This window comes from Corynebacterium otitidis ATCC 51513, from assembly GCF_000296405.1.
GTDB lineage: Bacteria > Actinomycetota > Actinomycetes > Mycobacteriales > Mycobacteriaceae > Corynebacterium > Corynebacterium otitidis.
This window is the reverse complement of the sequence record NZ_JH815192.1, coordinates 328,630-350,207: the sequence shown is the minus strand read 5'-3', so window position 1 is coordinate 350,207 and position 21,578 is coordinate 328,630. Positions and strand designations below refer to the sequence as shown.

Genomic DNA, 21,578 nt, shown 5'->3' with positions numbered 1-21,578 from the left:
GGCATCCTTGGGCTCCTGGCCGGCCGGGGCGGGGGCCGCTGGAGCGTCGCCGGGGACGGGCTCGTCGCCCGCGTCGGGCCGGCCCGCTTCGTCGCTGGGCGCGTCGCCGGCGCTGGGGGAGTGCTCGCCCGGCCGCGGGGCGGGCGGCTGTGCGTCGGGGATCGGGTCGTCGCCGTCGTGGCCATCGCCGGGCTCGTCGCCGTCCTCGTCGCCGCGGTTCTCGTCCTTGTCGCCGTCGTCCTCGTCCTCGGGCCCGGGTTCGGGCGCGCCGGAGTCGGGCTCCTCGGGCTGGGGCTGCGGCCCCTCGGGGCGCGGGGCGGCCGCCGGGTCGACGGTCACCACGACGACGAGGGTCTCCCCGGCGGCGCCGCCCGGCGCCTCCGCGCGGACGGTGAACGCGTCGGCGACGAGCCACTCGTCCTCGGGGAGCTCCAGGCGCCCGGTGATCCGTCCGGTCTCCTCGTCGAGCTCGAGGCCCGGGGGCAGGTCATCGGCGCTAAACCGCGTGCCCTCGGGCGTGTTCCCGGCGTGGTCGGCGGCGCCCACGTCGATGGGGCGCGGCTCCTCGTCGACGGTGTGCACGATAAGCCCCGGGCCGGTGACGATAAGCTCCTCGTCCTCCGGCTCAGGCGCGGGCGCGACGGTGATGGTGAAGCGCTCCACGACGGGCCGGCCGGCGGCCTCGACCGGGGTGCCCTCGGCGTCGAGCGCGGCGACGAGCACGTCGTAGACGCCCGCGGCCTCGGCGTCGATGGTCCCGACGATCGCGCCGGTCTCGGGGTCGAGGCTCAGGCCCTTAGGCAGGCCGGCGGCCTCGAGACGGGAGCCCTCGGGCAGCGCCTCGGCGGGCACCTCGATGGGGTCGATCTCCTCGCCCGCGACGGCGAGCCGGTCCTCGATCGCGCCGATGCCCGGCAGCGGCTCGGCGGGCACGAGCGGCACGAGCGGGATGGACTCGTCCTCGGCCGGCTCGACGACCGTCACCGACGTCGCGGCGATCGGGCTGCGCCCCGAGACGAGCACGAGGCTGTAGGCCTCCCCGGGGGTAGCGTCCTCCGGCACCGTGAGCCTCAGGCAGTCCTCGAGGCCGTCGACGTCGCGGCACGTCGCCGCCGTCGAACCGTCCGGCGCGCGCCACTCCAGGTCGGTCGCGTCGTCGGGCACGCGGCCCTCGAGGGTGACCTCGACGGCCTCGCCGGGGGCCGCGCCCTCCGGGCGGTCGTGGGAAAGGCGCACGTCGGTGGAGACCGCCAGCGCCTGGTGCGCGCCGTAGAGCCTCTGGTAGGGCAGCTCCGCGCCGCGGTTGTTGACCTGCGCGACCGGCTGCGGCTCGAAGGGGCCGGCGCTGCCGCGCGGCTGGAAGATCGGCTGCATCGACGAGCCGTACGCCGAGACCGGCCGCCCCTCGGGGTCCTCCACCCAGAGATACAGGTTCTCCTGGTCGTAGGCGTCGCCCTCGGTGGGGAAGCGCAGCGTGTAGTCGCCGTTGTCGTCGGTCTCCCCGACGACCGTCGCCGCGACATACTCGGGGTGCTCGAGGAGCATCTCGCGCGTCGCGGCCGCCCGCTCCTCCGGCGGGAGGGCCAGCACCGCCTCGTTGGCGCGCGCCCCCTCCTCGGTCAGCGTCGAGGCAAACACCCGGTAGCCCGCGGCCTTGGGGTCCTGGGTCGCGTTGACAACCTGGCCGCGCGGGCCGCGCGGCCGCTGCGGGGTGCGCTCCTTCCACACGTTGCCGCTCACCGTGCGCACCGCGTCGGGCTCGCGACCCTGCGCCGGGTTGGGCAGCGGGCCCTTCTCGTCGACGATGACGTCCTCGGCCTTGACGTAGTCGCCCGGCACCTCGTAGAGCCACACGCCCGCGCCGAGCACGTGGCCGAGCCGGTTGCGGTCGCCGAGCACCGGCGAGGAACCCAGGCGGGTCTCCGTGACGGGGGAGAACGCGTACGGGGTGTAGCCGCCCGCGTGCCGCAGCGGCACGAGCTCGTTGCCCGTCTCCGGGTTCGTCGCCGGCGCGGTCCACACCCGGTAGCTCTGCGCGGCGTGCGCCGGCCCGCCGAAGCGGTGCTCCCGGCCCGCCGGGTCGGTGAAGTCCGAGAGCCTCAGGACGAAGCGCAGCGCGCCCGCGTCCTCCTCCCCCGGGAAGGTGTGGGTCTCGCCGGTGTAGACCGGCGAGACCGTGCCGTCCGCGTCGCGCCACTGGGCGAAGACCCGCACCGGCTCGCTCGGGCCGGGCAGCCCCGCGTTCGACGCGCCGGCCGGCGCGTCCGGGTGCGGCACCGCGAGGTGCACCATGCCCGAGAGCGTCTGCGCGGCCTTCTTCTGGTCGGCGAGGTCCCCGATCGTCGTGATCGAGCCGTCGGCCACCGCGTCGGCGTCGATCGCGTCCGCGACGTCCGCCGCCCGAGACACCGGCTCCGGCGCGGCCGACGGCGCCTCCTGCGGCGGCGCGTCCTGCGCGATTGCGGGCGCGACGGGAAGGGTGATGGACAGCCCGGCGCACAGCGCCGCGGCGGCGATCCCCCGACGCCGCGCGCGGCGGGCCGGGCCGGAAGTGGTGGTGGTCATGTCTCTCCTGTGGTGCGAGGCGCGCCGGGCCGCGGGGGCGGGCCCTGCGGCGGCGCTGGGAGCTAGCTGAAAGTCCGCCCACAGGATAGCGGACTTTTTCTCAGCCGCCACCGGGACAAGCCCGAAGCCGGCCGCCTCCCCGGGGCGCGGGTGCCGTACCATCGGCGGCGTGGACTACATCTCAACGCGCGATCGGGGCGCCACCGGCCACGGATTCACCGATATTCTCCTGGCGGGCCTGGCGCCGGACGGGGGCCTCTACCTGCCCGAGCGTTACCCGAAGCTCGGCGAGGAGGACCTTGAGCGGCTCCGCGGCGTCTTCGAGGCCGGCGGCTACCCGGCGCTCGCCGCGGCGGTCTTTGGGCTCTTCGTCGACGACATCGACCCCGAGGAGCTCGTCGGTATCGCGAAGCGCGCCTACAACACCGAGGCGTTCGCCGCCGCCGACGAGCGGGCGATCGTGCCGGTGAGCGAGGCCGCGCCGGGGCTCTTTCTGGCGCACCTCTCGCAGGGGCCGACCGCGGCGTTCAAGGACATCGCCATGCAGGCGCTCGGCGAGTTTTTCGAGTTCGAGCTCGCGCGCCGCGGGGAGTACCTCACCATCCTCGGCGCGACGTCGGGGGATACGGGCTCGTCGGCGGAGTACGCGATGCGCGGCCGGGAGAATATCTCGGTGTTCATGCTCACCCCGAAGGGGCGCATGACGGAGTTCCAGCAGGCCCAGATGTTCGGCCTCGACGACGCGAATATCCACAACATCGCGCTCGACGGGGTGTTCGACGACTGTCAGGACGTCGTCAAGGAGGTCTCCGCGGACGCGGAGTTCAAGGCCCAGCACCGCATCGGGGCGGTCAATTCCATCAACTGGGCGCGGCTCATGGCCCAGATCGTCTACTACCTCTCCTCCTGGCTGCAGGTCGCCGCCACCCCGGGGGAGAAGGTGTCGTTCAGCGTGCCGACGGGCAACTTCGGCGACGTGTTCGCCGGGCACGTCGCCCGCCAGATGGGCGTGCCCATCGACCGGCTCATCGTCGCGACGAACGAGAACGACGTGCTCGACGAGTTCTTCCGCACCGGGGCGTATCGGCCGCGCTCCGCCGCGGAGACCCACCGCACCTCGAGCCCGTCGATGGATATCTCTCGGGCGTCGAACTTCGAGCGGCTCATCGCGGACGCCACCGGCCGCGACGCGGAGCGCGTCGCCGACCTCTTCGGCGCGCGGCTCCGCGAGGGCGGCTTCGACCTGTCGGGCACCGGGCTCATGGAGACCATCACCGAGGACTTCGGGTTTTTGTCGGGCTCCTCGAGCCACGCGGACCGGGTGCGCACCATCGCCGAGGTGTACCGGGAGCGCGGGGTGCTCATCGACCCGCACACCGCCGACGGCTGGCACGTCGCAGCGCAGCTCCAGGACCAGATCGACACGCCGATCGTGTGTCTGGAGACCGCGCTGCCGGTGAAGTTCGCCGACACCATCGCAGAGGCGATCGGCACCGCGCCCGCGGTGCCGGAGCGCTTCGCGGGCATCCTCGAGGCGGAGCGCCGCGTCGTGGACCTGCCGAAGGATGCCGAGGCCGTCAAGCGGCTCATCGCCAAGCACGCGGGGGAGGGGGACTAGCGGTGGCGGACTACGAGGGGCTCGTGCGCGCCGTGACCAACGGCATCGACGACGCGATGGCCGCGGCGGTCACCCGCGTCTCGGATGGGGCGGTGCTCGCGCAGCGCTCGGTGATCGGCGGGCTCGACGGGGCGGCCGTCGCCGAGGGCGGGGCGCGCACGCTCGCCGCCGAGCTCGAGCTGCTCGGCCGGCTGGGCATGGCCACCCAGTTCGAGAGCCTCGTCGTCACGCTCAGCGACCACTACCACCTCTTCGTGCTCCTCGACGCGGACGTCGCGCTCGCTGTCGCGTGGGGCCGCGGCGGCACGACCCAGGCGGCCGCCCGGCTCGCCGTGGCGCGCGCCGCCCGGGAGTTCGTGCCCGGCTGGATCGAGCCCGGCGGCGAGGATCCGGCCGGCGACGGGGGCGACGGGCCCGACGAGCAGGCGGAGCCCGCGGGGCCGGAGCAGCCGGACGAGCGTCGCGACGACAAGGTCGAGCCCGAGCCCCTCGCCGAGCGCGACGAGACCTTCGACGTCGTCGCGTGGCTGGGCGAGAACGCCGGCCCCGGCGGCGCGGACGAGGAGAAGGAAAAGGAGTCCTAGGCCATGCCAGCGCCCGAGTTCCTGGTCGAGCTGCGCCGCCACGTCGGCCACGACGAGCTGTGGCTGCCCGGCGTCGTCGCGATCGTCGTGCGCGACGTGCCCGCCGACGCGCCCGCCTGGCAGACGCCCGAGGTGCTGCTCGTGCGGAACGCCGACTCCGGGGCGTGGACCCCGGTCACCGGCATCGTCGAGCCCGACGAGCAGCCCCACGACGCCGCCGAGCGGGAGATCAGAGAAGAAACCACCGTCGAGGCGCGCGCCGCGGCGCTGCTCGGGGTGGGGGCCTCCGGGACCGTGACCTATCCCAATGGGGACGTCGCGAGCTTCGTGGAGTCCGCCTACCGCCTCGAGGTGGTGGGCAACGACGAGCCCGCCGCCGGCGACGACGAGACGCTGGATCGCGGCTGGTTCCAGGTCGCGCAGCTGCCGGCCATGGACCCGCGCTTTCGGCTCCTGTGCGCCGACGCGGTCGCGCAGCTGCGCCGCCCCGACACGTTCCGCCCGCGCATGGGCTGGGCGAAGCGGCGCCGCTAAGACCCCCGGCAGCAGACCTAGCCCCGCTCGGGCGGGGGAGGGGTTTAGCTGGCGCGCAGCGCGACGATCGGGTCGAGCTTCGCGGCCTTGTTCGCCGGGTAGTAGCCGAAGAACAGCCCGATCCCCATGGAGATCCCCAGCGCCACGAGCACCCCGCTAAGCGGCGGCGGCGCCGGGGAGGTGAACGTGCTCGCCGCGTACGCGCCGCCCGCCGCGCCGAGGAGCACGCCGACCGCGCCGCCGATGAGGCAGATGATCATCGACTCGACGACGAACTGCAGGCGGATGTCGCGGCGCGTCGCGCCCACGGCCTTGCGGATCCCGATCTCCCGGGTCCGCTCCGTCACCGTGATGAGCATGATGTTCATCACCCCGATGCCGCCGACGAGCAGGGAGATGCCCGCGATCACGCTGATCGACAGGGTCATCGCCCCGATGAAGCCGTCGAGGCTCTCGAACGCGTCGCCGAGGTCGTCGATGGTGAGCTCGAACTCGTCGTTGTTGGCGTACAGGCGCTCGGCGACGGCCTTGAGCTCCGCGGCGAACTCCTGCTTGTCGGCGGTAGCGGCGGCCCTCGCCGAGGCGCCCATGATTCCCTCGTCGCGGCCCCGCAGCTCGGCGAGCAGCCCGTAGGGCGCGAACACGTAGTTCGTGTTGCTCTCCTCCAGGAAGCCGGCGTTCGCGCCGCGCGGCTGATAGACGCCCACCACCCGCAGCTGGAGGATCCCGCCGTCGGGCTGCTCGGTGAAGAGGATCGACTGGCCGAGCGCCGCCTCCGGGGAGCCGAAGAGCTGCGCGGCGTGGTCCTCGGAGAGCAGCGCGATCGGCGCGCCCGCCCACGCCTCCTCCTCGGTGTACGCGCGGCCGGCGACGATCTCGTTGCCGTCGAAGGCCACGGCGTCGGAGTTCGTGGGCTTCAAAAACGTGTAGGACGGCCCGCCGGATCCGCCCGCCGGCTCGGCGTCGGGGTCGTCGGCGGGCACCGCCTCGCCGTCGATCTCCGTATGCTGGCCCACCGCGATGCCCGCGAGGCTGTCGCCGAGGCGCGCGCGGATCTCGTCGATGTCCTCCGGGGTGAGCGCGTCCGCCGGCCCGGGGGAGAGGTCGTCCTCGAGCTCCGAGCGGGTGCGCCCGTCGCCCTGCTCCGCCCGCGGCTCGACGTTGAGGAGGAAGTCGCCGCCGCCCGCGGACTCGATGGCCTCCCGGCTCTCCTTCTGCAGGCCCGCGCCGATCGTCTGGATCGCGATGACCGCGGCGATGCCGATAATCACGCCGAGCAGCGTGAGGAAGGCGCGCATCCGGTTCGAGCGCAGGCTGCCGATCGCCAGCCGAATGGACTCCGCGAGCGTCACTCGAACCTCCCGTCGCTCATCGTCACCGTGCGGGTGGTCTCCGCGGCGAGCTCCTCGTTGTGGGTGATGAACACGATCGTCGTGCCGAGCTCCCGGTTGAGCTCGTGGAAGAGGTCCATGACCGAGCGCCCCGTCGCCGTGTCCAGCGCGCCGGTCGGCTCGTCGGCCAGCAGGATCTCCGGGTTGTTGGCGAGCGCCCGGGCGATCGCGACGCGCTGGCGCTGCCCGCCGGAGAGCTCGTCCGGGCGGTGCGCGGCGCGGTCGCCGACGCCGACGCGCTCGAGGAGCGACTCTGCGCGCTCCTGGCGCTCGCCGCGCGGCACGCCCGCGTACATCATGGGCATCTCCACGTTGCCGCGCGCGTCGAGCTCGGAGACGAGGTTGAAGCTCTGGAACACGAACCCGATCGAGCGGGAACGACGGTGGGCGAGCGCGTCGTCGCGCAGCGCGAGCACGTCGTCCCCGGCCAACCGGTAGGAGCCGGCGTTCGGCCGGTCGAGCAGCCCGATGATGTTCATCAGCGTCGACTTGCCCGAGCCCGACTGGCCCACCACCGAGAGGAACTCGCCGCGCTCCACGGCGAGGTCCACGCCGTGGAGCACCGTCAGCGAGCCCGCGCCCGAGGAGAAGGTCTTGACGATGCCGCGCATGTCGATGAGGCTCACAGCGTGACGCTCCCGCCGCTGCCGTCTTCGTTGTAGACGATGTCGCCCTCGGCGCCGCCGGCGGCGCCCGGCAGGAGGATCTCCTCGCCCGGCTCGATGCCCGAAACGCCCGCGTTGAGCTCGTCCTTGATCTCGATGGTCACGGCCCGCTCCTCGTAGCCGCCCTCGTGCACGACCGTGACCGTCGGGGTGTCGCCCGACTCGTCGATCGCCTCGAGCGGCACGGCGATCGCGGTGGCGCGCTGCGTGACGATGGAGAGCCGCGCCGTCGAGCCGATGTGCAGCCCCTCCGTCGAGCCGGTGACCTCGACGGTGACGGGGAAGCTCGCTCGGCCCGCGCCCTGCGCGGGGCCCGGCTGGCCGTCCTCGGTGGGCGCGGCGGCCGCGACCGGTGCGATGGACTTGATCGTGCCGGTGAACGTCGCGCCGCGCGCGCTCGGGGAGGTGAACTCCACCTCGTCGCCGACGGAGAGCTGCTCGAGGTAGTTCTCCTTGACCTCCGTGTCGATCTGGAAGGTCGAGTCGTCCGCCACCGACACGACCGCCCCTGTCGGCGCCTGGCCCACCTGGCCGCCGACCGCGGTGACGACCCCGTCGTGGGGCGCGCGCAGCGTCGCGCCGTCGACCTCCTTGCGCAGCCCGCCGAGCGTCTGCTCCGCGTTCGCGGCCTGATCGGCGGCCGCGCCGCGCGCGTCCGTCACGGCCCGCGCGAGCTCCGCCTGGCGCTGGTTCGCCGACACCCGAGCCGCCGCGAGCGCCGCGTCCGCGTCCGCTAAGGCCTGCCGCTGCGCCGCGGCCTGCTGGTCGAGCTCCGGGTCGTAGCCGGCCTGCAGCTGCTGCTCGGTCCAGGCGAGCTCGTTCGCGGCCTGCCGCCACGCCTGGTCCGCGGAGCGCAGCTCCGGGTCGAGGCCCCGGTTCGCGAGGTCCTGGAACTGCGCGAGCTGCGCCTCCGCGTCGGCGACGGCGCGGGCGGCGGACGCGGCCTCCCGGTCCGCGGCCTTCTGCGCGTTATTCAGCTCGGCCTCCTTGTCGGAGACGTCGATCCTAGCGAGCACCTGGTCGCGCTTGACGTGGTCGCCGACCTTCACGGCGAGCTCCGCGACGGGCCCGGAGGCCGATGCGGTGACGTCCGTGGCGGTGGCGGCCTTGATCGCGCCGCTCGCCGGGAGCGTCGAGGTGATCTCCTCGGGCTCCCCGGCGATAAACGTCGACTCCTCGGGCTCCTCGCCGCCGGGGCCCAGCGCCCCGGAGAGAGCCATCGCGCCGATAAGGAGCGCCGCGAGCGCCGCCACGGCGTAGCCGTAGAGGCGCCCCCGGCGCGGAATACGGGTGTCCACCATGATCGGGCTGACCGACCCCTTCTTCGCTCGGTGACAGGGGCGAGGCGCCCCAAAAGTTGAGCCGAGCATAGCGGCCCCGCCGGCCGCGCGCCACGGCTACAGAGCGCCCCCGGCGTGGCCTCGACCGGCGGGGCATCGCCGGGGGTGAATACGGCGACCTTGCCAGCCCCTAACCACCCCGGGAGATAGCGGCGACGCCGCCGCGAGGCGGGTTAAGGGCGGGTACAAAAATGCCCGGCGCCCCACCCCGCTAGGGGGCGTGGCGCCGGGCGCATCGGAGCCGGCAGTTAGCCGGGCAGCGGCTTTTTAGCAGTCGTAGTAGAGCTCGAACTCCCCCGGCGTGGGCCGCAGCCGGGTCGGGGTGATCTCCTTATCCCGCTTCCAGGAGATGTAGGCCTCGAGGAGGTCCTCGCCGAACACGTCGCCCTCGGTGAGGAAGTCGTGGTCGGCCTCGAGGGCCTCGAGAGATTCGGAGAGCGACGTCGGCGCCTGCGCGATGTCCTCGGTCTCCTCGGGCGGCAGCTCGTAGAGGTCCTTGTCGACCGGCGCGTGCGGCTCGATGCGGTTCTTGATGCCGTCGATGCCGGCCATGAGCATCGCCGCGAGCGCGAAGTACGGGTTGCCCGACGGGTCCGGCGCGCGGAACTCGAGCCGCTTGGCCTTCGGGTTCGAGCCCGAGACCGGGATGCGGATCGCCGCGGAGCGGTTGCGCTGCGAGTAGACGAGGTTGATCGGCGCCTCGAAGCCGGGCACGAGCCGGTGGTAGGAGTTCAGCGTCGCGTTCGTGAACGCGAGCACCGCCGGCGCGTGGTGCAGCAGGCCGCCGATGTAGTAGCGCGCGGTGTCGGACAGCCCGCCGTAGCCCGCCTCGTCGTGGAAGAGGGGCTTGCCGTCCTTCCACAGCGACTGGTGGGCGTGCATGCCCGAGCCGTTGTCGCCCGCGAGCGGCTTCGGCATGAACGTCGCCGACTTCCCGAACTGGTCGGCGGTGTTCTTGATGATGTACTTGAACTCTTGCAGGTCGTCCGCGGCGCGCAGCAGGGTGTTGAACTTGTAGTTGATCTCCTGCTGGCCGCCGGTGCCGTTCTCGTGGTGGAACCGCTCGATCTCGAAGCCGCCGCGCTCGAGGTTGTGGACCATCGCGTCGCGGACCTCGTAGGTCTTGTCGTACGGCGGGGTGGGGAAGTAGCCGCCCTTGATGCGGGTCTTGTAGCCCGTGTTGGGGCTCCCATCGATCTGGGTGTCCGCCCCGCGGTTCCACCAGCCCTCGTCGGAGTCGACCGAGTAGAACGCCGCGTGGTCGTCGACGCGGTAGCGCACCTTGTCGAAGAGGTAAAACTCGGCCTCGAGCCCGAAGCTCACGGAGTCCGCGATGCCCGTCGAGGCGAGGTAGTCCTCCGCGCGGCGCGCGACGCCGCGCGGGTCGCGGCCGAACGGCTCGCGGGTGAACGGGTCGTGGACGAAGAACCGCAGGTTGAGGGTCTTCGTGCTGCGGAACTGGTCGAGCCGCGCCGTCCCGATGTCGGGCAGGAGCGTCATGTCCGACTCGTCGATCGTCGTAAACCCGTTGATCGACGAGCCGTCGAAGGGCAGCCCCTCGTCGAGGTCATCCGCCGTCAGCGACTTCGCGGGAAGCGTGAAGTGGTGCTCGGTGCCGGGAAGGTCGGTAAAACGCACGTCGACGAACTCGACGCCCTCTTTCTCGATGTAGGAAAGAAGGTCCTCGTTGGATTCGAAATCCATGGTCCTGTTGTCAGCTCCTCGGATGAGAAAGTATCGGCTGTCATCGGCATCACGCCCGGCGGCGGTGGCCGCCGAGTTACGTCGACCCATTCTATCAGGATGAGGGGAGCGGAAACGCGAAAAAACGGGCGGCACCGCGCGTGGACCGGCGCGGCGCCGTCCGATAGATTGACGAGATATGGCTAAGGAGAAGCGCAGCTGGCTCGACGGGCCGCAGATCCCCTCCCAGTTCGACGCGGAGGGGAAGGTCTCCGCCTACCCGGGGGAGAACCTCGGGCTGCCGAAGGAGGGGCCCCGCTCGATCGCGACCGTCGCGAGGCGCGCCGGCGGCGTCGCCATCGACTGGGTCATCAGCCTCATCGTCGGGAACTTCATCCACATGTTCACCGACCAGCTCGGCGGGGTCGCGACCGTGACCTACATGGTCTTCGTCCTGCTCGGCATTATTAGCGGCTGGCTGTTCGCCCGCACGCCCGGCCAGGCGCTCCTCGGCATGGGCATCGCCCGCGTCGACGCCCCCGGCGAGCGCGTCGGCCTGTGGCGCGCCGCCGTGCGCACCGTGATGACCGGGCTCATCCTGCCCGCCGCGTTCGTCGACACCGACCTGCGCGGCATGCACGACCGCGCCACCGGCACGGCCGTCATCCGCGGCTAGCGGTGGCGCTGCTGGGAGCGCTTGATGCGGCGGTTCATGCCAGAGAAGTTCGCGTTCTTCGGCAGCGGCCCCTTGGGCATGCCCGCCTGCCCGTTGCCCACCGAGTCCATCGCCTCGACCTTCGCGTTGATCGGGTAGACGTCGTTCTTGCGGTAGTTGCGCGGCAGGGCCAGAAGTTTGCGCTGCAGCTTCTTGAGAGGCACCTCGTCCTCGCCGGTGCCGACGTAGATCTCGTAGATCGGCACGCCCGCCATGAGCTTGTCGAGCCGGCGGTGCTGTCGGTCCATCATCTTGCGGGTGGCGTTGCGGTTGCCCTCCGCGACGAGCACGATCCCGGGCACCCCCACCACACGGTGCACGCTGTCCATCTGCTGGTTCGCCGCGACCGCGGTGTTGACGAACCACACGATGCCCACCGTGTTGCGCATGTTGTCCAGCGTCCAGCCGGCCGCGCCCGGCGTGCCCTCGGCGCGGGAGAACATCGTGGCGCGCACCCGCCGGGAGAACGACGAGAACGCCAAGAACACGCCGACCGCGAGGCCGATGGGCAGAAGGAACCACTGGCCGCCGAAGAGCAGGCCGATGAGGAAGCCCCCGATCGCGGGCACGAGGAGCCACGCGAGCAGCGCCGGGATTAAGAGCTTGTCCTCCTTGACCTGGAGCTTGAGGACCTCCCACAGCTGGCTGCGGGTCTGCTTGCGCTTCGCGCGCTTCTGCTCTTTCAGCTGGCGCTTCTCGGCCTTGGCTTGGGCCTTCTGGGGATCGTTAGCCATGGGCTCAACCATAGAGCGTCGGTGCGCCTGGCGATAACGAGAGGCCCCGCCGCCCGGGGATCGGGCGGCGGGGCCGTGAGAAGGGGAAGAAGGGGTGCGGCTAGCCGGGGCTTTTTAGGAGCGGGCCGGCTGGCTGCTGCGCACCGGCGTGTCCTCGGACGCGCCGTACTTCTTCAGCAGGGTGGTGGCCTCCTGGTCCGTGGGGCCCTGGGAGGTCTCCGAGAGGTGCTTGAGGTTCTCGGGCAGCTCGCGGCCGCGGGCCTCCATCGCCTGGACGTAGAGGCGCCCGGCGCGGTAGGAGGAGCGCACCAGCGGGCCGGACATGACGCCGCCGAAGCCCATCTCCTTCGCGGCGTCCGCGTACTCGACGAACTCCTCGGGCTTCACCCACCGGTCGATGGGGTGGTACATCGGGCCGGGCCGCAGGTACTGGGTGATGGTGATGATGTCGCAGCCCGCGTCGCGCAGGTCGCGCAGCGCCTGGATGACCTCGTCGAAGGTCTCGCCCATCCCGAGGATGAGGTTCGACTTGGTGATGAGGCCGTAGTCGTGGGCCTGGCGCAGCACGTCGAGCGAGCGGTCGTAGCGGAACGCCGGGCGGATGCGCTTGAAGATGCGCGGGACCGTCTCGACGTTGTGGGCGAAGACCTCGGGCTCGCTCTCGAAGACCTGCTGGAGGAGGTCAGCCTTGCCCGAGAAGTCCGGCGGGAGCATCTCGACGCCGGTGTTGGGGTTCTTCTCGTGGGTCTTGCGGATGACCTCGGCGTAGAGCCACGCGCCCTCGTCCGGCAGGTCGTCGCGGGTGACGCCGGTGATCGTCGCGTAGTTGAGCTGCATGTTCGCGATCTCCTCGGCGACGCGGCGCGGCTCGTCGGGATCGAGCGGCTCCGGCTTCGCGGAGTTGATCTGGCAGAAGTCGCAGCGCCGCGAGCAGTTCGCGCCGCCGATGAGGAACGTCGCCTCGCGGGACTCCCAGCACTCGTGGATGTTGGGGCACCCCGCCTCCTGGCAGACGGTGTGAAGGTCGGCCCCGGACACGCGGTTCTTGATGTCCTGGAATTCGGGCCCGTTTCTCACCTGATTCCTGATCCATCGCGGTTTATGCTCGATCGGGGTCTGTGAGTTCCGCGCCTCGATCCGCAGCATCTTGCGTCCATTCGGTGCAACAGTCACGCCCCCCAGTCTACGCCTGGTGGCCGCCGGGGTAAACACCGCGCCCGGGCGGCTTTGGCGCTACTGACCGGGGGTTATGCCGCGCAGCGGGGCGGTGCGCTTGCCGAGGCCCTTGTCCGGGTTGGGCATGGTGCGGAACGTGCGCTCGCTCACCTTGAGGCCTCCCTGGAGCGCCTCCGTGAGGCGGGCGAGGAAGGGTCCGGCGGCCTCCTCGATGGTGACCTCGCGGCCCAGCTCCTCGGACAGGGTCGTCACGCCGGCGTCGGTGATGCCGCAGGGCAGGATGTGGTCGTAGTACTCGAGCGTGTTGTTGCAGTTGAGCGCGATGCCGTGGCTGGTCACCGCGCGGGAGATGTGGATCCCGATGGCCGCGAGCTTCCGGTCGGGGCGCTGCCCGTCGGCGGGCACCCACACCCCGGAGCGGCCGTCGATGCGGCCCGCGGTCGTCACGCCGAGGTCCACGGCGGTGGCGATGAGCGCCTCCTCTAGGCGGCGGACGAAGTCGACGACGTCGACCGGGTCGGCGAGTTTGACGATGGGGTAGACGACGAGCTGCCCCTCGCCGTGCCAGGTGATGCGCCCGCCGCGGTTGATGTCGATGACGGGCACGTCGTTGTCGGGCATGTCCTCCTGCTGGGTGCGCTTGCCCGCGGTGTAGATGCAGGGGTGCTCGACGACGAGGTACTGGTCCTCGGCCTCGCCCTTGATGCGCCGGTCGACGGCCTGCTCCTGGCGGCGCAGCGCCTCGAGGTAGTCCATCCGGCCGAGGTTCGTGGTGGCGGGGGTGCCGCCGGCGGCGAGGATCGACTCGTCGGCGGGGAAGAACGGGTCGCGCGGGGCGTTGCTCATGGTCTACCGGGCCTCACTCGGAAAATATCGGGGGTGTGTGCGGGCCCCGCCGCCCTCTAAAGGCGGCGGGGAGAAAAAGTCTGGGGTCGAATATGGCGAGGACCCGCCCGCCGGGCGAGCCGGCGATCTGTCGATCGCCTTGCGGCTGCCGCGGCCGGGCGGGTCCTTCAGCGCAAACGGGAAACGAGCTCGCCGGGGGTCGCGCGGGCCCGTATCGTGCGGAGACTAGTCGTCGCCGTTCTCCTTGGCGTACTCCTCCGCGGTGGAGAGGTCGGCGGTGCCGGTGGCCTCGACCTCGAAGAGCCAGCCCTTCTCGTAGGGGTCCTCGGAGATGACCGAGTAGTCGTCGTCGAGGTCCTCGTTGATCGCCGTGACCTTGCCGCTCACCGGGGAGATGATGTCGGACACGGACTTCGTGGACTCGAGCTCGCCGACGGGGGAGTCGGCCTCGACCTCGTCGCCGACCTCCGGGAGCTCGGCGAAGACGATCTCACCGAGCCGGTCGGCGGCGATGTGGGTGATGCCCACGCGGACGGTCTTGCCCTCGGCCTCGTCGGCCGGGACGTTGATCCACTCGTGGTCCTCGGAGTAGGAGAAATTCTCGGGCAGCTGGGGCATGATACGAGCCTTTCTGTGTTCGAGATAGCACTACCGGCGAACGCCTCTGTCGCATTTACCGCGTCCCCCGCGCTATCTTCACGTCCTTATTGTAGTCGCCAAACGCCCCGGTTTCGAAGCGGTCGGGGCGCAAGGCTGCACGCGAATACCGCGGCTGGGGGTGATTTAGCCCTCGCGCTTGTAGAAGGGCTTCTTCACGATCTCGAAGGGGTACTTCTTGCCGCGGATATCGACGTTGAGCTTGTTGCCGACGTCCTTGTGCTCGCGCTTGACGTAGCCGAGCGCGATCGGGTAACCGAGCGTCGGCGACGGAAGGCCGGAGGTCACCTCGCCGACCTTGTTGCCGTCCTCGTCCTCGATCGCGGCGCCCTCGCGGGCGGGGCGCTTGCCCTCGCCGACGAGGCCGACGAGCACGCTGTCGGACTTCGGGGCGTCGATGAGGAACTTCCCGAAGAACTCGCCCTCCTTGTCCTTGCCGACGACGCCGCGCATGCCGGCGTCGACGGGGGTGAGGTCCTCGGTGAGCTCGTGGCCGTAGAGCGGCATGGCCGCCTCGAGGCGCAGCGAGTCGCGGGCGGCGAGGCCGGCGGGCTGCACGCCGTCGTCCTTGCCCGCCTCGAGCAGCGCGTCCCACAGCGGGGAGGCCTTGTCGTTGGGCACGTAGAGCTCGAAGCCGTCCTCGCCGGTGTAGCCGGTGCGCGCGACCATGACGTTGTCGATGCCCGCGACAGTCACGGTGACGAACGCGTAGTACTTGACGTCCTTGATGGCCTGCTGCTGGTCCTCGGGCACCTGGGTGAGGAGCACCTTCTCGCAGACGGGGCCCTGCAGGGCGACCATCGCGGTCTCCTTGGACTCGTCGACGACCTCGACGTCGAAGTCCTTCGCGCGCTCCTGGAGCACCTTGACGATCTTGTCGGTGTTCGCGGCGTTGGGGATGGTGAGGTACTCGTCCTCGGCGATCTTGTAGGTGATGAGGTCGTCGAGGATGCCGCCGTCCTCCTTGACCGCCATGGAGTACTTCGCCTGGCCGGGCTCGAGGTCCTTGATGTTGCCCACGAGCGAGTAGTTGAGGAACTCGCCGGCCTGGGCGCCCTTGGAGCGGACCTCGCCCATGTGGGAGAGGTCGAACAGCCCGGCGCGCTCGCGCACGGCGCGGTGCTCCTCGAGCTCCTTGCCGTACTTGAGGGGCATGTTCCAGTCGCCGAACGCCGTGAACGACGCGCCCAGCGCCTCGTGCTTGTCGTAGAGGGGGGACTTGAGAAGGTCAGCCATGATTGAGCCGGCTCTCCTTTCCTTCGCGCAGGATGATCGCTGGTGAAGTTGTCGCTATCCGGGGCGGCGGGGATGTCGTCCCGGGCCCGCCCCGGGGAGCGGCGATTGTGCGGTCGCGCTCCCCGGGGCGGGACGAGTGAGGCCCCCGGGTGGTGGCCGGCGCGGGCCCGGGCCGGGGGCGGTTTCTGGGGGACCCCGGGCCGCGCCTCGGGCGGCGCCGAGCGGCGCTAGCTAGCTACTCGGGCTGCTCGATGTCGAAGGCCTCGGGCGGCGGGCAGGAGCACTGCAGGTTCCGGTCGCCGTAGGCCTCGTCGATGCGGCGCACCGGCGGGAAGTACTTGTCCGGCAGCAGGCTGGTGACGGGCCACACGGCCTGGCTGCGGGGGAACTTGTACTCCCAGTTGTCGGTGGTCGCGGCCTCCTGGGTGTAGGGGGCGTTGTGGATGACGGAGTCCTCGTAGGCGATCTTGCCGTCGGCGATCTCCTGGATCTCGCCGTGGATGGACTTCATCGCGGCGATGAACCGGTCGATCTCGCCCTGGTCCTCGGACTCGGTCGGCTCGACCATGAGCGTGCCCTCGACGGGGAACGCCAGGGTCGGGGCGTGCAGGCCGTAGTCGACGAGCCGCTTGGCGATGTCGGTGGCGTCGACGCCGGTCTCCTTCTCGGCGGGGCGGACGTCGAGGATGCACTCGTGGCCGACCATGCCGTTCTTGCCGGTGTAGAGCACCGGGAAGTAGTCGTTGAGCTCGTGGGCGACGTAGTTCGCCGCGAGGATCGCCGACGCGGAGTTCTGCGCCAGGCCCTCGGTGCCGCTCATCGCGAGGTAGGCCCAGGTGATGGGCAGCACGCCCGCGGAGCCCCAGCGCGCCGACGCGACCGGGATGCCCTTGTCCTCGGCGACGGGGGTCGAGGGGTCGGACTCGGCGTTCGGGTCGGCCGGGAGGAAGGGCTGAAGGTGCTTCTTCAGCGCCACCGGACCGACGCCCGGGCCGCCGCCGCCGTGCGGGATCGCGAAGGTCTTGTGGAGGTTGAGGTGGCTAACATCGCCGCCCAGCTCCCCGAGCTTCGCGAGGCCGGCGAGCGCGTTCATGTTCGCGCCGTCGATGTAGACCTGGCCGCCGACCGCGTGGACCTTGTCGCACACGTCGCGCACCTGGTGCTCGAACACGCCGTGCGTCGAGGGGTAGGTGATCATGATCGCGGCGATGTGCTGCGAGTGCTTCTCGAGCTTCGCGTCGAGGTCGTCGAGGTCGATGGAGCCGTCCTCGGCGGACTTCACGACGACGACCCGCAGGTTCGCGAGCGCCGCGGAGGCGGCGTTCGTGCCGTGCGCGGAGGAGGGCACGAGGCAGATGTCGCGCTCGTGGTCCCCGTTGTGCACGTGGTAGCGGCGGATCGCGTTGAGGCCCGCGAGCTCGCCCTGGGAGCCGGCGTTGGGCTGCACGGAGACCGCGTCGTAGCCGGTGAGCTCGGTGAGCCAGCCCTCGAGCTCGTCGATGAGCGCCCGCCAGCCCTTGGTGTGGGACTCCGGGGCGTAGGGGTGGACGTTCGCGAACTCCGGCCAGCTGATCGGCTCGACCCCGGCGGCCGGGTTGAGCTTCAGGGTGCAGGAGCCCAGCGGGATCATCGTCCGGTCGAGCGCGAGATCCTTGTCGGCGAGCTTGCGCAGGTAGCGCATGAGCTGCGTCTCCGAGTGGATCATCGAGAAGTTCGGGTGGGTGAGGGTGTCGGTCTTGCGCACCACGCCCTCGGGGATGCGGGAGTCGCCCTCGCCCTTGCCGGCGGTCGCCTCGGCGCCGAAGGCCTTGGCCAGGACCTCGACGTCTTCGTCGGTGGCGGACTCGCCGAACGCGACGACGACGGTGTCCTCGCCGATGGCGCGCACGAGGTAGCCCTCGTCGAGCAGGGAGGCCTTGATCTCCTCGGCGCGGCCCTTCGCGGTGACCGCGACGGTGTCGAAGAAGTGCTCGTGCTTGACCTCGACGCCGTCGGCGGCGTCGATCGCGGCGGCGAAGTCCTTCGCCAGGCCGTGGACGTGGTCGGCGATGCGCTTCAGGCCGTCGGCGCCGTGGTAGACGGCGTAGGTGCCCGCGATGATCGCCAGCAGCGCCTGGGCGGTGCAGATGTTCGAGGTGGCGCGCTCGCGGCGGATGTGCTGCTCGCGGGTCTGCAGCGCGAGCCGGTAGGCCGGGTAGCCGGCGGCGTCCTTGGAAACGCCGACGATGCGGCCGGGCATCTTGCGCTTGAGGTTGTCGGCCACCGCCATGAACGCGGCGTGCGGGCCGCCGAAGAAGAGCGGCACGCCGAAGCGCTGTGAGTTACCGATGGCGATCTCCGCGCCGAGCTCGCCGGGCGACTCGATGTTCTGCAGCGCGAGGAGGTCGGTGAGCACCGTGGCGAGCCCGCCGCGGTCGTGGATCTCCTCGATGGTCTTGCGCGGGTCGCGCAGCTTGCCCTCGGTGTCGGGGTAGGCGATGACGACGCCGACGTAGTCCTCGCCGACGATCGAGCTCTCCAGGTCGGAGATCTCGACCTCGAGCTCGAGGATGCGGGCGCGCTCGGCGGCGACCGCGAGAACCTGCGGGTTGAGCTTCGAGTCGAGGAGCACGCGGGTGCCCTTGCGCTTCTGGCGGGCCATGAGGCCGACGGCCTCGGCGGTGGCGGAGGCCTCGTCGAGCAGGGAGGCGTTCGCCAGCGGCAGCCCGGTGAGCTCGCTCACCGCGGTCTGGAAGTTGAGCAGCCCCTCGAGGCGGCCCTGGGAGATCTCCGCCTGGTAGGGCGTGTAGGAGGTGTAGAACCCGGGGTTCTCCACGAGGTTGCGGCGGATGGCGGGCGGGGTGATCGTGTCGTAGAACCCCTGCCCGTAGAAGGACTTGAGCGGGATGTTCTGCTGCGCGTAGCTACGCAGCTTGTCCTGCGCCTCCTTCTCGGAGAGCGGCTCGGGGAGCCTGGGGGCGGACTCGGCCTCGATGCCGTCGGGGTAGACGGCCTCGATCAGTTCCTCCAGAGACGAATAGCCCAGTCGCTCGAGCATGTCGGCGCGCTCCGCGGCGTCGGGGCCGAGGTGCCGCGCGCTGTACGAAGACGTGTCGCTGACAGGGGAAAGACTCATAATGAGGAGATCTCCTTAACAGAAATCGTAGGTGTAGGCACCACGTCCCAGTATAGGTACGTTTGTGGGTCGCGACCGCCTCGAGAACGTGTCCTTTGCCACCTTCGAATGATCCCCGTGGCTCACCCTTTCAATTTGCCTGGCGCTGCCCTCGCTCGACCGGGGCCGCGCCGGCGGTCCCGGCCCGCGGGGCGCGCTATTGCCGCGCGGCCGGCCCGGATAAAAAAACCCGCCGCCGGCGACGACGCCGGGCGGCGGGGAGATAAAGCGAAGCGCCCGCCGGGGTTAGGTGCCGGCGGGCGCTATCGGGAGGTCGGGCGTTAGAGCTCGAGCTCGTCGTCGAAGGCGGCGGTCTCGAGGCGGTCCTTGATGGTGGTGAGGAACCGCCCGGCGTCCGCGCCGTCGACGAGCTGGTGGTCGTAGGTGAACGGCAGGTACGCGATCTGCCGGATGGCGATCGAGTCGATGCCGTCCTCGCTGACGACCACCGGGCGCTTGACGATCGCGCCCGTGCCGAGGATCCCGGCCTGCGGCGGCACGAGGATCGGGGTGTCGATGAGCGCGCCCTCGGAGCCGATGTTCGTCAGCGTGAACGTGCCCCCGGAGAGGTCGTCCGGCTTGAGCTTGTTCGACCGGGCCCGCTCCGCGAGGTCCGCGATGGCCTTCGCCAGGCCCGCGACGGAGAGCTTCTCCGCGTTCTTGATGACCGGGCTGATGAGCCCGCGCTCGGTGTCCACGGCGATGGAGAGGTTCACGCCCGGGTGGTAGGTGATGACCTTCGTCTCCGCGTCGTAGGACGCGTTGACGTTCGGGTGGCTCACCAGCGCCTCGACGACGGCCTTCGCGAAGAACGGCAGGTAGGTGAGCTTCGCGCCGTGCTTGTCCTGGAACGCCTTCTTCGAGCGGGCGCGCAGCTCCGCGACGCGGGTGACGTCCACCTCGTGCACCTGGGTGAGCTGCGCGGAGGTCTGCAGCGCCTCGACGGTCTTGCGGGCGGTGACCTGGCGGATCCGGTTGGCCTTCTGCTCGGTGCCGCGCAGCTTCGCCTTCTCCGGGTCGACGCGCTTCGTCGACGGGCCGCCGGCCTTCTTCTCTTCGCCGGAGCCGGAGGCCTTCGCCGGCTCGCCCTCGGCGGCGGCGAGCACGTCCTGCTTGCGGATCCGCCCGCCGACGCCGGTGCCCTCGACCGCGTCGAGGTCGACGTCGTGCTTGCGGGCGAGCTTGCGCACCAGCGGGGTGACGTACGGCTTCGAGCCGGAGGAGGAGGCCTCCTCCTTCTTCTCGGCCTGCTTCGGCTCGGCCTTCTTCTCCTCGGCGGGCTGCTCGGCCGGCTCGGAGTCCTTCTCCTCCTCCTCGGCGGGCTTCTCGTCCTCGGCCTGCTTCGGCTCGGCCTTCTTCTCCTCGGCGGCGTCCTCGTCCTGCTTCGCGTCGGAGTCGTCCTCGTCGCCCGAGTCGTCGGAGCTCGCGGGGGCGGCGTCCTTGTCGCCGATGCGCGCGATCGGGGCGCCGACCTCGACCTCCTCGTCCTCCTCGACGAGGATCTCGAGCAGCACGCCCGAGGCGGGGGAGGGAACCTCGGTGTCGACCTTGTCGGTCGAGACCTCGAGCAGCGGCTCGTCGGCCTCGACGGTGTCGCCGACCTCCTTGAGCCACTGGGTGACGGTGCCTTCGGTGACGGACTCGCCGAGCTCGGGCATGGCGACCTCGCTGGAGGAGCCCGAGGACTGCTTCTCGCCCTTCGGCTCGTCCTTCTTGGGCTCCTCCTCGTCGGCCTTCTCCTCGGAGGAGGCGTCCTCGGTCTCGCCCGAATCGCCTTCGTCCGTAGCGGAGTCGGAGCCCGAGGAGTCGTCCGAGTCAGGCGTCTCGCCCTCCTCGCCGAGCACCGCGATCACGGCGCCGACCTCGACCTCGTCGTCCTCCTCGACCTTGATCTCCAGAAGGACCCCCGAGGCGGGCGAAGGCACCTCGGTGTCGACCTTGTCGGTGGATACCTCGAGGAGGGGTTCGTCGGCCTCGACGGTGTCGCCGACCTCCTTCAACCACTGGGTGACAGTGCCCTCGGTGACGGACTCACCGAGCTCGGGCATCTCAACAGAGAACGCCATCGATAAGACTCCCTTGAACGTCGTTCTAGCAACGGAAAACCGGTAGTGCATACCCTAGTAGCCCGGGCCCCGATTCGTAGCATTAGTCACAGTGCCCGGGTAGGCGAGCGGGTGCGCGGCCGCGGGCGCGCTCGGTGGGGGAGGAGACCACCCCCTAGAATGGGTAGCCGTGTTTAACTTCCTGCGTCGCCACAAGTCGAAGAAGGGACCCCGCGCGAAGCGCGCGCCGGGGGAGACGATCCGGCAGGCCGACGCTGACGCGCTTCGCGAATGGGCCGCCGGCCGTGGCCCCGTCGAGGCCTACGTCGAGCCCGAGACGTTCATCAACGAGATGTCCGTCGTCGTCGTCGACGCCGCGGGCGCGAACATCCGGCGCCGGATCGGCGGCCCGAAGGGCATCGACGCGGTCGCCCGGCTGCTCGACTGCCCCGTCTACGACGTGGAGGAGACCGGGTACCCCCAGCGGATGCGCGAGTACATCGAGCGCGAGCGCGTGCTGCGCAACCGCGAGAAGCAGCGCGAGCGCCGCGCCCGCTGGGAGGAGGCCAACCGGGCCTCCGGGGAGGACGACTGATCAGACGCCGCCGCCCCGCGGGGCCGGCCGTGGGCCGCGC

Annotated in this window: 17 protein-coding genes; 5 read left to right on the top strand and 12 right to left on the bottom strand. The window is 70.9% G+C overall.

What is annotated here, in order from left to right; genetic code table 11:
• Window positions 1-2,565, bottom strand: a 2,565-nt coding sequence (locus HMPREF9719_RS01525) for a putative Ig domain-containing protein (RefSeq protein ID WP_004600197.1), incomplete at its 3' end; no start/stop codon positions are given.
• Window positions 2,566-2,734: 169 nt separating this feature from the next.
• Here HMPREF9719_RS01525 and thrC point away from each other — a divergent pair.
• Genes thrC through HMPREF9719_RS01510 form a run of 3 tightly spaced genes read left to right on the top strand, consistent with a single transcriptional unit; the run spans window position 2,735 to window position 5,301 of the window.
• The gene (gene thrC / locus HMPREF9719_RS01520; protein WP_004600196.1) at window positions 2,735-4,183 is read left to right on the top strand and encodes a threonine synthase; all 1,449 of its coding nucleotides are present in this window, start codon (window positions 2,735-2,737) and stop codon (window positions 4,181-4,183) included.
• 2 nt (window positions 4,184-4,185) lie between these two features.
• Entirely contained in the window at window positions 4,186-4,767 is a 582-nt protein-coding gene (locus tag HMPREF9719_RS01515) for a hypothetical protein (protein WP_004600195.1), read from the top strand.
• 3 nt (window positions 4,768-4,770) lie between these two features.
• Complete coding sequence (locus HMPREF9719_RS01510; protein ID WP_004600194.1) at window positions 4,771-5,301, top strand: NUDIX hydrolase; 531 nt, start codon at window positions 4,771-4,773, stop codon at window positions 5,299-5,301.
• A 44-nt stretch (window positions 5,302-5,345) separates the two neighbouring features.
• Here HMPREF9719_RS01510 and HMPREF9719_RS01505 read toward each other — a convergent pair whose 3' ends face one another.
• From HMPREF9719_RS01505 to glnA, 4 genes are all read right to left on the bottom strand, one after another.
• Window positions 5,346-6,653, bottom strand: a complete 1,308-nt coding sequence (locus HMPREF9719_RS01505) for an ABC transporter permease (RefSeq protein WP_004600193.1) — start codon at window positions 6,651-6,653, stop codon at window positions 5,346-5,348.
• Complete coding sequence (locus tag HMPREF9719_RS01500; protein ID WP_004600192.1) at window positions 6,650-7,303, bottom strand: ABC transporter ATP-binding protein; 654 nt, start codon at window positions 7,301-7,303, stop codon at window positions 6,650-6,652. The genes HMPREF9719_RS01505 and HMPREF9719_RS01500 overlap by 4 nt, the downstream gene beginning before the upstream one ends.
• An 11-nt stretch (window positions 7,304-7,314) precedes the next feature.
• Window positions 7,315-8,658 carry an efflux RND transporter periplasmic adaptor subunit gene (locus HMPREF9719_RS01495; RefSeq protein ID WP_004600191.1) on the bottom strand — a complete coding sequence of 448 codons (1,344 nt, stop codon included), beginning with the start codon at window positions 8,656-8,658 and terminating at the stop codon, window positions 7,315-7,317.
• A 306-nt stretch (window positions 8,659-8,964) separates the two neighbouring features.
• Complete coding sequence (gene glnA, locus HMPREF9719_RS01490) at window positions 8,965-10,401, bottom strand: type I glutamate--ammonia ligase (RefSeq protein ID WP_004600190.1); 1,437 nt, start codon at window positions 10,399-10,401, stop codon at window positions 8,965-8,967.
• A gap of 178 nt (window positions 10,402-10,579) precedes the next feature.
• Between glnA and HMPREF9719_RS01485 the strand changes: the two genes are divergently transcribed.
• Window positions 10,580-11,056, top strand: coding sequence for an RDD family protein (locus tag HMPREF9719_RS01485; protein WP_004600189.1), 477 nt, complete (start codon window positions 10,580-10,582; stop codon window positions 11,054-11,056).
• Here the strand turns inward: HMPREF9719_RS01485 and HMPREF9719_RS01480 are convergent.
• From HMPREF9719_RS01480 to sucB, 7 genes are all read right to left on the bottom strand, one after another.
• On the bottom strand, window positions 11,053-11,841 hold the full coding sequence (locus HMPREF9719_RS01480; protein ID WP_004600188.1) for a DUF4191 domain-containing protein: 789 nt from the start codon (window positions 11,839-11,841) through the stop codon (window positions 11,053-11,055). The genes HMPREF9719_RS01485 and HMPREF9719_RS01480 overlap by 4 nt on opposite strands.
• A gap of 102 nt (window positions 11,842-11,943) precedes the next feature.
• Entirely contained in the window at window positions 11,944-13,002 is a 1,059-nt protein-coding gene (gene lipA / locus HMPREF9719_RS01475) for a lipoyl synthase (protein ID WP_081586413.1), read from the bottom strand.
• A 60-nt stretch (window positions 13,003-13,062) separates the two neighbouring features.
• Complete coding sequence (gene lipB / locus HMPREF9719_RS01470) at window positions 13,063-13,851, bottom strand: lipoyl(octanoyl) transferase LipB (protein ID WP_004600186.1); 789 nt, start codon at window positions 13,849-13,851, stop codon at window positions 13,063-13,065.
• Between the two features lie 225 nt (window positions 13,852-14,076).
• Window positions 14,077-14,469, bottom strand: a complete 393-nt coding sequence (gene gcvH, locus HMPREF9719_RS01465) for a glycine cleavage system protein GcvH (protein WP_004600185.1) — start codon at window positions 14,467-14,469, stop codon at window positions 14,077-14,079.
• A gap of 165 nt (window positions 14,470-14,634) precedes the next feature.
• Complete coding sequence (gcvT, locus tag HMPREF9719_RS01460) at window positions 14,635-15,744, bottom strand: glycine cleavage system aminomethyltransferase GcvT (RefSeq protein ID WP_004600184.1); 1,110 nt, start codon at window positions 15,742-15,744, stop codon at window positions 14,635-14,637.
• Window positions 15,745-15,979: 235 nt separating this feature from the next.
• On the bottom strand, window positions 15,980-18,859 hold the full coding sequence (gene gcvP / locus HMPREF9719_RS01455) for an aminomethyl-transferring glycine dehydrogenase (protein WP_004600183.1): 2,880 nt from the start codon (window positions 18,857-18,859) through the stop codon (window positions 15,980-15,982).
• 320 nt (window positions 18,860-19,179) lie between these two features.
• Window positions 19,180-20,964, bottom strand: coding sequence for a 2-oxoglutarate dehydrogenase, E2 component, dihydrolipoamide succinyltransferase (gene sucB, locus HMPREF9719_RS01450; protein WP_004600182.1), 1,785 nt, complete (start codon window positions 20,962-20,964; stop codon window positions 19,180-19,182).
• A gap of 169 nt (window positions 20,965-21,133) precedes the next feature.
• On the opposite strand from sucB, the gene HMPREF9719_RS01445 reads away from it, so the two are divergent.
• Window positions 21,134-21,538: a hypothetical protein gene (locus HMPREF9719_RS01445; RefSeq protein ID WP_004600181.1), complete on the top strand. Its 405-nt coding sequence runs from the start codon at window positions 21,134-21,136 to the stop codon at window positions 21,536-21,538.
• Window positions 21,539-21,578: the final 40 nt, after the last annotated feature.